Here is a 13,997-nt window from a genome sequence, read left to right as displayed (position 1 = left end):
TAAGTGTTAAATGAAAAACTAGTCCCGGTTCTTGAAGCCCAGCCACAGCGCCAGGCCCAGCAGCGTGATGCCGCCGCGAATAATCCAGGCCCCTGTCGGCCCCCAGTTATCAATCCATTTCAGGAAGACGTAGTGCACGTTGGGGTTAATCAGCGGCAGCACCAGCGAAATAAGCCCAATGATGAGCAAGCCGAGTCCAAGTTCTTTCATGCGTGGGGTTGGATTTGTGGTTGGAGGTAAAACACTCCCAACGCCCGCGTCACCCGGATATTATGCGCCCACGGCGATGCAGGAAATCTCCACCTGCACATCGCGCGGCAGGCGGGCCACTTCCACCGTTTCGCGAGCCGGGGCCGTGGCCTCGTCGAAGTAGGAACCATACACCTGATTGATGGTGGCGAAATCGCCGAGGTCCTTTACGAAGATGCTGCACTTCACCACGTCGGCCAGCGTGAGGCCGGCGGCGGCGAGAATGGCCGTTAGGTTCTTCAGCACCTGGTGCGTCTGGGCCGTGATGTCGCCGGGCACGAGCTGCCCGGCCGCGTCAAAGGGAATCTGACCCGATACGTACACGGTGTTGCCTGCCTTCACGGCTTGCGAGTAGGGGCCAATGGGGGCCGGAGCCTGGTCGGTAAGAATAATCTGGTGGGCCATATGCGGAGTAGGTTAGGGTATCTTTGGCCCTAAAGTAACTACCGAAAATATGCACATTCTGGTTATTGATGGCCACCACGTAGAAGCGGAATTCCGCGCGAAGTTCGGGCCGGCGCACGAGTACAGTTTCTGGAGCTTCAATCACCCAGAGACAGCCGCAGCGTGGGAAGCAGAGGAACGACGGGTCAAGCAATTGGTGAAAGTAGCTGATGTGGTTTTTGCATTCGGCGAAAATTTATTAGGAGAAGCATTGGAGCATCGGGACTCAGATGTTCCCTACTTCAGAGAAACATCGGCTGCTCCAGCGGTTCAAATCAGCGAAAAATTCAAGCCTTTTTTTGGCTTCTGCGGCCTACCCACGCTCCTCAACCGCCGCCTGCTAGAAGTAAGCCTCTGTGATGAAGCCGACCGCGCGAAGCTGGCCGAAACCTGCGCCGCCCTCGGCACCGACTACCGCGTGGTGGCCGACCGCGTGGGCCTAGTTACGCCCCGCGTCATCTGCCAGATTATCAACGAAGCCTGCTTCACCGTGCAGGAAGGCACGGCCACTATGCAGGACATCGACCTCGGCATGAGGCTGGGCACCAATTACCCGCACGGCCCCTTTGCCTGGGCCAATGCCATCGGCGTAGACCGGGTATACGCCGTGCTCGAAGCCCTGTGGCAGGATACCCACGATGAGCGCTACAAAGTGTGCCCGCTGCTCAAGCGCCAGGCGCTACGCGGCAAGCCGTTCGCGGTTTGAACTAGAGCCAGCGGTTACCGGGCCTTTGTGATACGTTTATAGCTGCTCGGCCAAATAACGGCGGTATTGGCGGAGGGTAATCGGATTAGTAACCTCCCCAATATCGAAACTGATGAGTAGTTCTGGGCGGTGCTGCAGGGGAGCAATTGCCGCCCCTGGGTCGGGCACCGTGAGGGTGCGATAGCGGGCACGCTGCTCGGCATCGTAGCCGGCCGCATCGCCGCTCAGCCACTGCCGGTAAGCGCGCAGCACGTTGTTGCTGCCCTGCCCAACCATGGTCGCACGGGTCTGCACGTTGTAGTCGGCGAAAAAAAACAGCACCAGTAGAGTCATCCACAGCGAAGCCACTGGATTTATCACCAAGCCCCTCAGTACCGGGCTGGCCTGCTCACGGACGGCTTGGCGACAGCACCACGTCAGTAATAAGCCGAACCAACTAATTACAAAAACTAGGTAAAGCACGGCGCGGGCTCGTAGAGGCAACCCCGTTCCACTGGCGTAGTATGCCGGGCAACTAGCCGCTACCAGCAAGCCGCCAAGCGCAATGGCCAGCAAGCCGGCCGGAACCTTAGCCAGCTCGCGTACCACTAGCAATTCCTGCTGCTTCCCAAAGCGATACAGCGCAGGTAGCAATAGGGCCGAAACCGCCAGCAATACCGGATTGCTAAGCCAGGTAAAAAGCAGATACCCGGTAGCGCTAGCCGAATAAGCGAGGGTTTTTACCACCCCAAAAGATTCTCCCATGCTGCTCATGCGCACAAAATTGCCGGGTGCCAGAAAGGATGCCGCGCCGCCAGCTACAGCTAGCACAGCCAGCGAGGCCACGATGCGTCCTCGTCCCAGCCACCAGCTTAAACCAGTCGCCAACAGCAGCATCAGCACAAAAGGTAATGCCAGGGGTTCCGGCGTGCCTGCTACTGCCACCGTTAGCAGAGCAACCAGCAAAAGCCTGAGGCGCGTTTTCCGGCCAGCCATATGCCGGGCCTCGGCATAGCGTACGAACGCTGCCAGCCAAGCCACCAGCAGCCACGCCGCGGCAATGTAAGTGTAGGCGCCCGTGAACCAGTAAAGTCCTTCGGCCAGGCCAGGCGCATAGGCCAGCCACAGACTCAGCATTATACCGGCCATCAGCCAGGCGCTTTTCGCCGGCAGGTGCAACATGGCCCCCAGGCTGTAGCGAAGGACCAGCAGAGTGCCGAAAATAAAAGTCAGGGTCACCCACCACCAGTTGGCCGCCCAGTGGCCGTAGCGTAGCGGGTTGGTCAGCGCCAGCAGTACCGTGGTGGTATAGCGACCCGTGTGAGAGAAGTAGAAAAACTTTTGGGCCTGCCAGAACCCCAGCTCCCGGACCTGACCCGCATCCAGAATATCATCCAGCGTGGGATGATTATAACAGGCCAGCACCACAAACGGTAACACGCTGAGCACCATCAATGCCCCGGCCAGCCACTGTTGGCCACGGACCAGGAGTAAGTGTCGGCCCCATGTTATCAATCGATTCATCATACTGAAAGCAGTAACCGGCCTCAGCTCAATGCTGGTGTCGGGTGGCAAGTTGGTGAAGGTATTATGGGGTTGATTGAGGAGCCGACCGAATTATTTCCGGGCGGAGAATAGCCTTTATTGTACCCAAACCGCCTTTTTGTGGAAATAACGCGCCAGAAGCTTATTGCACCAATGGTTTGGGTTGTTACCGATATCATAGAGAAATATGGAATTTGGTGCTGTCGGAAGCGATTGCAGTGCAACCGAATCGGCGGCGGTGGTTTGCAGCAACGAGTAGCGCCTTCTCACGGCAATATCATAGCGTTGCGCATCACCACTTATTAAGTCGCGGTATGCCTGACCTACAGTGCTGTAGCTGCGGCCGATGGCTTCACCCCGTAGCCGACCATTGCCATCGGAAAGCAGTGCTAGCGCAAGCAATGCAAATAGCACTGCTGGTGATACTCTTGGAAGCGCCCAACCCTGTCGTTGAGCAAATTGTATCAGCCCTATAATACTAAGTAAGCCCGTGACTATGAAGTAAGCATAAAGTATATTCCGGACTCGTAGTAGCGGCGGGCAATGAAGAACAACGTAGCCAAAAATATAACAACCTGTCAGGCCAACAATTAGCAAAATAGGCCATAAAAAAGGCAGTCGTACAAGCCGCGCAACCGGCCCGTTACCGGCCGCTACTTTTCCAAGCAATGGCAAGGCCAAGGCAAGCAGTGGCCAAAATGCGGGAAAGGCCGTCCAATTCAGCAGCGTGTACGCGGTGGCTATTAGCGCATGGCCACTATCCCAGGCCAAATGCCACTCGTGGGGGGAGGTGTGCAGGCGATTGAAATTGCCAGGAGCTAGTAGCATGATAGTAGCGCCTGTTACTGCCGTCAGCGCTACCCCCCAGTATGACCGTCTGGCTTTGGGAAAAGCAAGCAGCAGCCCAGCCACGAGTAACAGACTTAACCCAGCACTAAATTCAGAAAACCCTGGAAACAATGCCGCCGCCACCATTAGTCCAACGAACAATACCCGTTGCTGTATTGAGCCTGGTGGCGCGGCTGCGTGCCCACAACCCATTGCAAATCCACCAAAGCCTACTACTATGGGAAGCAAATAGGTATAGCTGCTAAGTGCCCAGTAGAACCCCTCGGCTGGACTAGGAAATAGAATCAATAGCGCTATTACCAGTCCGCTGCCCATTGCTCCCTTTGCGGCTAATCGTAGTCGGCTACCGACTGTGAGTCCCCAAGCCAAGGCGTAGCAGCTGCCTACTAAGCTCAATATCAAGCCTGCAACTGTATAATGATAAAGTTGCATTCCACCAAACCGCAATGGATATGCACCATTGGCAAATAGGAAGGCGTAACGTCCCGACCAGTTCTGATAATTATAAATAAAATACGAAGCGAAGCTACTGTGTCTCAACTCCAAAACCGCAGCATAGTCATCATAATAAGGATGACTGTAGGCTGCCAGCGCCAGAAAAGGCAGCAATACCAGTGCTGCTACGCAATGTATTGCTATTCTTTGACTGCTGTACTTCCTAGTGTCCATAAAAAATGAGGCAGGGCCACGTTACCGTTTGCCCTGCCTCTGAATGTATTAAACAATTAGTCCGGAAGGTCGGACTTTATTCCACCGTTACCGACTTGGCCAGGTTACGGGGCTGGTCCACGTTGCAGCCGCGCAACACGGCAATATGGTAGCTCAGCAACTGAAGCGGCACTACCGACACGAGGGGCATCAGCAGGTCACTTGTGTGAGGTACTTCAATTACGTATTCGGCCATGGCCGGAATCACGGTGTCGCCTTCGCTCACGATGGCAATGATGCGGCCCTTGCGGGCTTTCACTTCCTGAATATTGCTCACCACTTTTTCGTACGAGCTGTCGCGGGTGGCAATTACCACCATCGGCATGTTCTCGTCAATCAGAGCGATGGGGCCGTGCTTCATCTCTGCGGCGGGATATCCCTCGGCGTGAATGTAGCTGATTTCCTTGAGCTTGAGGGCACCTTCCAGGGCCACCGGGAAGTTGTAGCCGCGGCCCAGGTACAGGAAGTTGGTCGCATCCTTAAACTCCGCGGCAATTTCCTGAATCTGTGCATCCAGCAGCAGGGCCTTCTCTACTTTCGATGGAATTGTCTCCAGCTCCACCATTAGCTCGCGCAACTTGGTGTCGGTGATGGTGCCGCGCTTCTGGCCCATAATCATGGCCAGCAAGGTCAGCACCGTTACCTGGGCCGTGAAGGCTTTGGTGGAAGCTACCCCAATTTCGGGGCCGGCGTGGGTATAAGCACCCGCGTCGGTAGCCCGGGCAATGCTGCTGCCCACCACGTTGCACACGCCGAAGATGGTTGCGCCCTTGCTCTTAGCCAACTCAATAGCGGCCAGCGTATCGGCCGTCTCGCCGCTCTGCGAAATAGCAATTACAATATCGCGCTCCGTGATAATCGGGTTGCGGTAGCGGAACTCCGAAGCGTACTCCACTTCCACCGGAATACGGGCCAAGTCCTCAATCAGGTACTCAGCTACCAGGCCGGCGTGCCACGACGTGCCGCAGGCCACGATGATGATGCGCTGGGCATTGATGAATTTCTGCTCGTAGGCCCGGATGCCACCCATGTTCAAATGGCCAGCTTCGAGTTCCAGGCGGCCGCGCATCGAATCGAGAATCGAGCGGGGCTGCTCAAAAATCTCTTTAAGCATAAAGTGCGGGTAGCCGCCTTTTTCGATAGAGTCAAGCTCCATCTCTAGCTTCTGGATGTAGGGCGTCTGGCTCACATCCTCACGGCTGCGAATTTCCATCTGTCCATCGCGAATCACCACAATTTCGTAGTCGTTCACATACACCACTTCGTTGGTGTATTCGATGATGGGCGTGGCATCGGAGGCAATAAAGAACTCACCGTCGCCGATGCCAATCACCATCGGCGAGCCCTTGCGGGCAGCGATGAGCTGGTTCGGAGCATCTTTGCTAAGCACCACGATGGCGTAGGCACCCACCACTTCGTGCAGGGCCAGGCGCACCGCCTCTTCCAGCGAGCAACTGTTTTGCGTCTGAATTTCCTCAATTAGGTTCACGAAAACTTCCGTGTCCGTGTCGGAATGAAACACGTGGCCCTGCTGCTGCAAGTGCGTTTTCAGCGCCGCGTAGTTCTCGATAATGCCGTTGTGAATAATCGCAATGCGCTCCGAAGTAGAATAGTGCGGGTGGGCATTCTCATCGTTGGGCTCGCCGTGGGTGGCCCAACGGGTGTGGCCCATGCCTACGTTAGCGTGCGTGTTTTTATCGGCAATAAAAGCTTCGAGGTCGCTCACTTTGCCCTTCTTTTTATAAACGGTCAGGTCGCCGTTGAGCAGGGCCACGCCGGCCGAGTCGTAGCCGCGATATTCGAGGCGATGTAGGCCTTTAAGGATAATAGGGCAGGCCTCACGATGGCCCAGATAAGCAACAATGCCGCACATGGCAGGAAAAAATTAGAAGGTTAGAATAGAAAGTAGCTTGCCAGCGCAACAACCGGCCGGTTAAGTGGCGCTTAGCGCTTCGAGTAGTACACCCGCAGCTTGATATTGGCCGCGTCCAGTACGGCTCGGTTCAGGCTGAGCGTGTTGTATAAACGCAGGCCAGACGCTGGAGTTACCGCGTAGCTGTCGGCCAGCAGGACCAGCGAGGCCGGATTGCCGCTAAGCTGGTTGTTCAGGTAGGCTTGCAGGTAGCTGGTGATGGGCAGCGTGTAGTACGTCTGCGCCGCCGAAATGGCGGTGAGGTAACCTACGGCCGGTGCCCCGGCCCCCGTCTGGGGGCTGCCATCGGTCTGCACTATCCGGTCGGTCGGCAGAAAATTTGCGATGCGCTGCATCACCGTGTTTGCGGAGTTAACCTCTACCGCGTATAGTTGCGAAGGCAGGGGAAACAACACTGAGCTATACGGTTTCACGGGCACGCGCAGCTCGGCCCGGTTAATGGTGAGGCCGCCGGCAGCAGCAGCCTTTGTCAGGACATCCAGACTCGTAAAGGTTACGCGGGTGCCGAGGCCAGTGCCTTCCTGGGCATAGCTCGTGCCACTGAGCAAGGTATTGGGTACGAAGCCGGCGCTATTGTTTAGCGAAGCCAGGGCAGCGGGCAGGTCGGGGTTAATCTGGGTGTAGTAGCGCGGGTCGCTGCTACCCGAAAGTCCGCCACTGCTAAATGCCGGCCCGAAATAGGCCGAATACGAGCGTTTGAGCGTGTCGAGCTGCAGTGGGTGATTAGTGCGCGTTGCCCAAGCCGAGGTGCTGTGGAAGTACAGCACCATTCTCGCCACATTGGGGCGGCCGAAGCTCACGATGCTGCTGTTGTAGCTAGCACTAGGAGCGATGGCCAGGCCTTTCAGCTTGGAATCGAGCTGCGGCTGGCCAAAACCAGGCACGCGCAGCTGAGTGAATAAGTCGTTGGCCAGTGTTAACGGCAGGACCGGCTGCGAGCCATTGGCTACGCGGCGCTGTATTACGAGGCGCACGGTTTGGTCGGGCACGATGGTCGTGACGGCCGGGATGTTGGGCGTTACTGAGGTATCGGCTGCCTTCAACACCTGCACCCGGGTACGGTCGAGGCGGCTGCTCACATTCTGAGCCAGGGCTGGCAGCACCGGTTCCGACGAATTGGCGGTGTACACCTGCCGCTCGTCAAGCGAAGTGGCCAGCGGAAACACATCGAACCGGGCCGGCGTGCTGCTGCTGCCATACACACGGTCAAAGCCCATGATTATCACCGTCGAATCGAGGGTGGGCGGCCCGCTGAAGTACTTGGCATCAGTAAATTTCGAGGGCAGCGAGTCGGCCACGCTCACGTCTACCACGTTGAAAAACGCCCGGGCGGTCGTGTTGCCAACCACGTTGTCGGCGAGGCGGCCAATAAGGAAATGGTCGGTTTTTAGGGTTTTTACCGAATCCAGCCGCACGGTGCCGCTGGTTACGTCAAAGTCCTGATATTGCGTATTGGTCGTGGCCGTATCGGGCAGGTCCACGTTGAGAGCGGTGCCGGTGTCGCAGCTGGTCAGGGCCAGGGCGGTAAGGGCAGCCAGGGGAGCGCAACGGCTAGTTAGCCAATTCATTATACAGGGCTAGGTAAGAAGAGTGCAGGTTTTCATCGGTAGCTACCTGGCTAAGCTTGTTGTGGAGGGCGTATTCGTGAAACAGGCCGTTCATGTTTTCCGAAAAATCTTCGTCGGAGCGCACCACGGTGTCCGCATACTCCATGCCCATTTTCACGAAACCGCTGAAATCAGCCGTTTTTAGCGAGGCCATCATCTCATCATCGATGTCAAGCATCTTGGCTTTCTCCAAAATGTTGCCTTCGAATTTGTCCATGAACTCGTTGTTGTAAATCGAGAACACCGACTTGGCATCCTTGAACACCGGGTCTTTCTTATAGGTGGTTTTCAGGTAGAGCGGAATCAGGCCGGTCATCCAGTCGGAGCAGTGCACGATGTTAGGCGACCAGCCCAGCTTCTTCACCGTCTCGAGTACGCCCTTGCAAAAGAAAATGGCGCGCTCGTCGTTATCGGCGTAAAATTTATCGTTCTTGTCGACCAGGGCCGACTTGCGGTGGAAGTAGTCCTCGTTGTCGATGAAATACACCTGCAACTTGGCCGTCGGAATCGAGGCGACCTTGATGACCAGCGGCTTCTCGTCGTCGCCCACCGCGATGTTGATGCCGGACAGGCGCACGACCTCGTGGAGGCGGTTTTTGCGCTCGTTGATGATGCCAAAACGCGGTACGAAAATGCGAATCTCGCAGCCCATCTCCTGCATGCTGGCTGGCAGCCGCCGCAGCATTTCTGCCACTTTCGTGGTCTGCAGAAATGGGTCAATTTCGGTGGCCGCGTAGAGGATTCTTAGCTTCGACATACAGGTTTTTTTGAAGAGGATGGAACAAGGCCATACTATGGGTGCACAAAATTACACAATTTTGAGCGGAATTTCAATATCCCATCGCCTGACGCCCTTTCCAGGGTCCTACTTCTTCTAATGCAGATACTCACTACCGCCGCCGGGTTGCAAGCCCACACCGAAAGCGCCCGCCAGGCTGGCCGGCGCATTGGGCTGGTGCCCACTATGGGTGCGCTCCACGCCGGCCATCTCCAGTTGGTGCAGGCCGCCCGCGCCGAGTGCGACGAGGTGATTACCACCATTTTCGTGAATCCGACGCAGTTCAATAGCGCCGAGGATTTCCGCCTCTATCCCCGCGTGCCCGAGGCCGATGCCGCCCTGCTGGCCCCCGCCGGCTGTACGGCCCTGTTCGCGCCTTCGGTGGCGGAGATGTACCCCCGGCCCACTGTGCTGCGCTTCGATTTTGGCGACTTGGAGCGGGTGATGGAAGGCGCGCACCGGCCCGGCCATTTCAACGGTGTGGCCACGGTGGTAAGCAAACTATTCCACCTGGCCCGGCCGCACCGGGCTTATTTTGGGCAGAAGGACTGGCAGCAGGTGGCCGTGGTGCGCCAGCTGGTGGCCGACTTGTCGTTCGACCTGGAAGTGGTGGCCCGGCCCACCATTCGGGAGGCCGACGGGCTGGCCATGTCGTCGCGCAACCGCCGGCTCGATGCCGCTGCCCGCGCCGCCGCGCCGCTGCTCTACCGCGTGCTGACGGCCGCCGCCGGGCAGGTGCGGCTGGGCGTGTTGCCGCCGCAGGTGCAGGCCGAAGCCGAGGCGGCTTTGGCCGCCGAGCCGCTACTCACGCCTGAATACTTTGCCGTGGCCGATGCCCAAACCCTGCAGCCACTGGCTGGCTACGTGCCCGGCCGGCCGGTAGTGCTGTGCTTGGCCGCTCACCTGGGCGGTGTGCGGCTGATTGATAATGTGGTGGTAGAGGCGTAAGCACGCGGAGGCACCAACCACCCGGCTTCGACTGCGAGCTTACCTTTGCTCAATAACTACTACCGGCTACCCTATTGAAGACGTTTCTGAATATTCTCAAATACGGGCTGCTGCTGAGCATCTCGGGGGCTCTGATGTGGTACGCCATGCGCGGCCTGAAATGGGATGCTATTGGGCACGCCATCCGCACGGCCAATTATGCCTGGCTGGCGCTCACGCTGGGGCTGTCGGTGCTGGGTTACTTCAGCCGGGCCTACCGCTGGCGGATGCAACTGGAGGCTTCGCAGACGCCGGCCCCGTTCTGGGCCGTGTACCACGCCATGATGGTAGGCAACCTGGCCAATATTGTGCTGCCGCGCATGGGCGAGGTGATTCGCTGCTCGGTGCTGCGGCGCACCAGCGGCGTGCCGGTGCAGGTAGCCATCGGCACGGTAGTAACCGAGCGCGTGATTGATGTGCTGGTGCTGCTGGGCCTGCTGAGCAGCGTGCTATTGCTCGATTTTACTACCTTTTGGGGGTTTGTGACCCAGAACGTGCTGGGTGGGCGCTACGATGCGCTGGCCCGCAACCGGACACCCCTGCTCGTTGCGGCTCTCATTGCGGTGCTGCTGCTGGTGGTGGCGGGTGTGGCCCTATTTCGCAACCTGGAGCGGCTGCGGCAGAATGCGTTTTTCAACAAGGGAGTAGTGTTCGTGAAGGGCCTGCTGGCGGGCGTGTTCAGTGTGCTGAAGTTAAAGAAGAAAGGCCTTTTTCTGCTGCACACGCTTTTCACTTGGTCAGTGTATTACCTGATGGATTACCTGGCTTTCTTCTGCTTCCCCGAAACCTACGGCCTGGATATGAAGGCTGGCCTGGCGGTGCTCACCTTTGGGGCGTTTGGCATGGCCGCGCCAGTGGCCGGCGGCATCGGGCCCTTCCACGTGATGGTGCAGGGTATTCTCTTGGTGTACGGCATCAGCAAGGAGGCCGGTATTGCCTATGCGCTGGTGGTGCACGGGGCCCAAACGCTGCTGGTGGTGGCAATGGGGGCCATCAGCTTCGTGGCCGTGGCCGCCGCCGATAAAGGCACCGTCGCCGCCGAAGCCGAAGCCCTGGCGCACGAGCCGCTTACAACCGAGTTATGAGTTAAGAGTTAAAATGGATGCGGGCCAGCCCTTTCGCTTATCCACAACTCTTAACTTTTAACTCTTAACTCCCTTTTCATGTGGACGAAAGATAAAATCCTCACCCGCGAGCAGCTGCCGGCCATTGTAGCGGCCTGGCGCGCGCAGGGCCGCAAGGTGGTGTTCACCAACGGCTGCTTCGATTTGCTGCACCTCGGCCACGTCGATTACCTGGAGCAGGCCCGGCACCTGGGCGACGCGCTGGTGGTGGGCCTGAATACCGATGCCTCGGTGGGCGGCCTGAAGCCCGGCCGGCCCATTCAGGATGAGCACGCCCGGGCGCGCATTCTGGCCTCCCTGGCGTTTGTAGATGCGGTGGTGCTCTTTGGCGAGCCCACGCCGCTGGCTCTCATCGAGCTGGTGCAGCCCGACGTGCTGGTAAAGGGCGACGATTACGCCGTGAGTGGAATTGTGGGCCACGAACTGGTGTTGAATCGGGGTGGGCAGGTGCGTACAGTGCCGCTGGTGCCGGGCTACAGCACCTCCCGCATCGTCGAAAAAATTATGCGTGCTGAGCAATAGGATGGGAGCTGTGGCGTGATGGCGTCGCAAACTCCAATCCGGGTGCTCTCAACGCAGACCTTCTAACTTCATAACTCTAAGTCAATCAACCATGTACTTCCTCCTAATCCTGCTCATGCTAGGCAGCTGGCTTATTCAATGGCGGCTGCGCAGCAAGTTCAAACAGTATTCGCAAGTGGGCTTGAGCTCGGGCCTGAGCGGGGCCGAAATCGCCAAGAAAATGCTGGATGACCACGGCATCTACGATGTGCGCATCATCAGCACCACCGGCCAGCTCACCGATAACTACAACCCTACCGATAAAACCGTGAACCTGAGCGAAGGCGTTTATGCCGAGCGCAGTGCGGCGGCGGCCGCCATCGCTGCCCACGAGTGCGGCCATGCCGTGCAGCACGCCACGGCGTACTCCATGCTGAAATTTCGTTCGGCCCTAGTGCCTGCGCTGAGCTCCGTGTCGCGCTTCATGCCCTGGATACTGATTGCGGGCATTTTGATGCTGCGCACCAGCATTATTCCCTTGGGCGTGGGCATTGGCCTGTTTTCCCTCACCACGCTGTTTTCGTTCATCACCCTGCCGGTCGAATTCGATGCCTCGCGTCGGGCCCTTGCTTGGATGGACCAGCGTGGCGTGGTAACCGTGCAGGAGCACGCCATGGCCAAAGATGCCCTGTGGTGGGCGGCCATGACCTACGTGGTCGCCGCGCTGGCGTCGCTGGCTACGCTGCTCTACTACGTGAGCATTTTCATGCGCCGCAGATAAAGTCCAGCCAGTTGCGAAAAAAAAGGGCCGCCATCCTGACTTTCAGGATGGCGGCCTTTTTCATTGGCTCAAAAGCATTAGCCGAGAGCCGCTACCCCAGCTTCTTGTACCGCACGCGCTTCGGCTCCACGTCGCCCAGGCGCTTGCGCTTGGCTTCCTCGTAGTCCGAGAAGTTGCCCTCGAACCACACCACTTCCGAGTCGCCCTCGAAGGCTAGGATGTGGGTGGCCAGCCGGTCCAGAAACCAGCGGTCGTGGCTGATGATGACGGCGCAGCCGGCAAAGTTCTCCAGCGCGTCTTCCAGCGCCCGGATGGCGTTCACGTCCAGGTCGTTGGTCGGCTCATCAAGCAGCAGCAGGTTGGCACCCTGCTTCAGGGTCATGGCCAGGTGTACGCGGTTCTTCTCGCCGCCCGAGAGGGTGCCCACCTTCTTTTCCTGGTCGCCGCCGCCGAAGTTGAACTTGCTCACGTAGGCGCGGGAGTTTACTGGCCGTCCGGCCAGCAGCATGGTTTCGGTGCCCCCCGTGATGGTGTCAAACACCGATTTGCTGCCGTCGAGCGTGTCGTGCTGCTGGTCGATGTAGGCCGTAAGCACCGTGGGACCCACCTCGAACGAGCCCGCGTCGGGCTGCATCTGGTCGGTTATCATCCGGAATAGCGTGGTTTTGCCCGCGCCGTTGGGTCCGATGATGCCCACGATGCCGCCCTGGGGCAGCGCGAAGCTCAGGTTCTCGAACAGCAGCTTGTCGCCGAAGGCTTTCGTGATGCCCTCGGCCTCGATAACCTGCGCACCGAGGCGCGGGCCGTCCGGAATGAACAGTTCCAGCTTCTGCTCCTTGTCTTTGGCCTCCTCGCTGGCCAGCTTGTCGTAGTTGGCCATCCGGGCCTTTCCCTTGGCCTGGCGGGCTTTGGGCGACATCCGGACCCAGTCCAGCTCGCGCTGCAGGGTTTTGGCGCGCTTGCTTTCCGAGTTTTCTTCCTTGGCCATGCGGTCGGTTTTCTGCTCCAGCCAGCTGCTGTAGTTGCCCTTCCACGGAATGCCCGAGCCGCGGTCGAGCTCCAGAATCCAGCCGGCCACGTTGTCGAGGAAGTACCGGTCGTGGGTCACGGCAATCACGGTGCCTTTGTATTGCTGCAAATGCTGTTCCAGCCAAAATACGCTTTCGGCATCCAGGTGGTTGGTGGGCTCGTCAAGCAGCAGCACGTCGGGCTCCTGCAACAGCAGGCGGCACAGCGCCACGCGGCGCTTCTCGCCGCCCGATAGGTTGCCGATAAGGGCTTCTTCGGGCGGGGTGCGCAGGGCATCCATGGCGCGCTCCAGCTTGGTGTCGAGGTTCCAGGCATCGAGCTGGTCGAGGCGTTCCTGCACCTTGCCCTGGCGGTCGAGCAGCTTGTCGAAATCGGCGTCTTCAGCCCCGAAGGCTTCGTTGATTTCGTCGTATTCCTTCAGCAACGCCACGGTTTCGGCCGCGCCTTCTTCCACGACCTCGCGCACGGTTTTGGTGGGGTCGAGCTGGGGCTCCTGCTCGAGGTAGCCCACCGAGTAGCCCGGCGAGAACACCACCTCGCCCTGAAACTGCTTATCGACGCCGGCAATGATTTTCAGCAAGCTCGACTTGCCCGAGCCATTGAGACCAAGCACGCCGATTTTGGCCCCGTAGAAAAACGAGAGGTAGATGTTTTTGAGAACTTGCTTCTGGGGCGGGTAAATCTTGCTTACCCCGGCCATGCTGAAGATAATGGTCTGGTCGCTCATGGGAAAAAAGAGGTTGCTGAAGGAGGATAAATGCCACTGCCGGCCTGCCT

13 protein-coding genes are annotated in these 13,997 nt (G+C 58.4%); 5 read left to right on the top strand and 8 right to left on the bottom strand.

What is annotated here, in order from left to right; genetic code table 11:
- Positions 1-18: 18 nt before the first annotated feature.
- Together ABIB44_RS06730 and ABIB44_RS06725 are read right to left on the bottom strand one after the other, a co-directional pair.
- The gene (locus ABIB44_RS06730; RefSeq protein WP_354583863.1) at positions 19-210 is read right to left on the bottom strand and encodes a hypothetical protein; all 192 of its coding nucleotides are present in this window, start codon (positions 208-210) and stop codon (positions 19-21) included.
- 60 nt (positions 211-270) lie between these two features.
- Positions 271-654 carry a RidA family protein gene (locus ABIB44_RS06725; RefSeq protein WP_354583862.1) on the bottom strand — a complete coding sequence of 128 codons (384 nt, stop codon included), beginning with the start codon at positions 652-654 and terminating at the stop codon, positions 271-273.
- Between the two features lie 250 nt (positions 655-904).
- Between ABIB44_RS06725 and ABIB44_RS06720 the strand changes: the two genes are divergently transcribed.
- On the top strand, positions 905-1,399 hold the full coding sequence (locus tag ABIB44_RS06720; RefSeq protein WP_354583861.1) for a 3-hydroxyacyl-CoA dehydrogenase family protein: 495 nt from the start codon (positions 905-907) through the stop codon (positions 1,397-1,399).
- A gap of 36 nt (positions 1,400-1,435) precedes the next feature.
- On the opposite strand, the gene ABIB44_RS06715 is transcribed toward ABIB44_RS06720, so the two are convergent.
- From ABIB44_RS06715 to ABIB44_RS06695, 5 genes are all read right to left on the bottom strand, one after another.
- Positions 1,436-2,905 carry a DUF6056 family protein gene (locus ABIB44_RS06715; protein ID WP_354583860.1) on the bottom strand — a complete coding sequence of 490 codons (1,470 nt, stop codon included), beginning with the start codon at positions 2,903-2,905 and terminating at the stop codon, positions 1,436-1,438.
- Positions 2,906-3,019: 114 nt separating this feature from the next.
- Positions 3,020-4,441: a DUF6056 family protein gene (locus tag ABIB44_RS06710; protein WP_354583859.1), complete on the bottom strand. Its 1,422-nt coding sequence runs from the start codon at positions 4,439-4,441 to the stop codon at positions 3,020-3,022.
- Positions 4,442-4,517: 76 nt separating this feature from the next.
- Positions 4,518-6,353, bottom strand: a complete 1,836-nt coding sequence (glmS, locus tag ABIB44_RS06705; protein ID WP_354583858.1) for a glutamine--fructose-6-phosphate transaminase (isomerizing) — start codon at positions 6,351-6,353, stop codon at positions 4,518-4,520.
- 71 nt (positions 6,354-6,424) lie between these two features.
- Entirely contained in the window at positions 6,425-7,981 is a 1,557-nt protein-coding gene (locus tag ABIB44_RS06700; RefSeq protein WP_354583857.1) for a DUF4270 family protein, read from the bottom strand.
- Positions 7,965-8,777 carry a glycogen/starch synthase gene (locus tag ABIB44_RS06695; protein WP_354583856.1) on the bottom strand — a complete coding sequence of 271 codons (813 nt, stop codon included), beginning with the start codon at positions 8,775-8,777 and terminating at the stop codon, positions 7,965-7,967. Before ABIB44_RS06695 ends, ABIB44_RS06700 begins: the two co-directional genes overlap by 17 nt.
- 120 nt (positions 8,778-8,897) lie before the next feature.
- Between ABIB44_RS06695 and panC the strand changes: the two genes are divergently transcribed.
- From panC to ABIB44_RS06675, 4 genes are all read left to right on the top strand, one after another.
- The gene (gene panC, locus ABIB44_RS06690; protein WP_354583855.1) at positions 8,898-9,746 is read left to right on the top strand and encodes a pantoate--beta-alanine ligase; all 849 of its coding nucleotides are present in this window, start codon (positions 8,898-8,900) and stop codon (positions 9,744-9,746) included.
- Between the two features lie 74 nt (positions 9,747-9,820).
- A complete protein-coding gene (locus tag ABIB44_RS06685; protein WP_354583854.1) occupies positions 9,821-10,870 on the top strand; it encodes a lysylphosphatidylglycerol synthase transmembrane domain-containing protein in 1,050 nt (349 codons plus the stop codon).
- Between the two features lie 78 nt (positions 10,871-10,948).
- Positions 10,949-11,431 (top strand): D-glycero-beta-D-manno-heptose 1-phosphate adenylyltransferase, encoded by a 483-nt coding sequence (gene rfaE2 / locus ABIB44_RS06680; protein ID WP_354583853.1) that lies wholly within the window; start codon positions 10,949-10,951, stop codon positions 11,429-11,431.
- Positions 11,432-11,522: 91 nt separating this feature from the next.
- The gene (locus ABIB44_RS06675; RefSeq protein ID WP_354583852.1) at positions 11,523-12,191 is read left to right on the top strand and encodes a zinc metallopeptidase; all 669 of its coding nucleotides are present in this window, start codon (positions 11,523-11,525) and stop codon (positions 12,189-12,191) included.
- Between the two features lie 91 nt (positions 12,192-12,282).
- Here the strand turns inward: ABIB44_RS06675 and ettA are convergent, their stop codons facing one another.
- Complete coding sequence (gene ettA, locus ABIB44_RS06670; RefSeq protein WP_354583851.1) at positions 12,283-13,947, bottom strand: energy-dependent translational throttle protein EttA; 1,665 nt, start codon at positions 13,945-13,947, stop codon at positions 12,283-12,285.
- Positions 13,948-13,997 lie beyond the last annotated feature (50 nt).

It is taken from the genome of Hymenobacter sp. UYCo722 (assembly GCF_040547115.1).
Taxonomy (GTDB): Bacteria; Bacteroidota; Bacteroidia; order Cytophagales; family Hymenobacteraceae; genus Hymenobacter.
Note: the sequence above shows the minus strand (reverse complement) of the source record. Positions and strands in the feature narration are given on the sequence as shown.